This window comes from Pantoea sp. SIMBA_079 (assembly GCF_046940275.1).
Classification (GTDB): Bacteria; Pseudomonadota; Gammaproteobacteria; order Enterobacterales; family Enterobacteriaceae; genus Pantoea; species Pantoea borealis.
Genome location: NZ_JAWRYR010000115.1, coordinates 1 through 324 on the forward strand (window position 1 = coordinate 1; position 324 = coordinate 324).

General features: G+C 56.5%; 1 pseudogene. It reads left to right on the plus strand.

The features are described from left to right. Positions 1 to 69: 69 nt before the first annotated feature. Positions 70 to 324, plus strand: a pseudogene (gene flgB, locus SB719_RS19355) (flagellar basal body rod protein FlgB); the annotation flags it as partial.

The window sequence follows — 324 nt, forward strand, 5'->3', positions numbered from 1 at the left end:
ATTCAGACGATCGCCCTTGCAATCCTCCGATGAAGCTGTCAGCTCAAAATTTTCATTCGCGGGGGAAGCATGCGCGACAAACTCGATGCCGCACTGTGATTTGGTACCGAAGCGTTAAACCTGCGTGCACAGCGTCAGGAGATTCTGGCGTCAAATATTGACAATGCGGATACCCCCGGGTATCAGGCGCGCGATATCGACTTTGCCAGCCAGCTGAACACAGTGATGCAGAACGGACGCGCGCAGGGCAGCGGTCTGGCGCTGACTGTGACCTCATCGCGCCATATTGAAGCACAAACGCAGGCGCAGCCCGCGATGGATCTG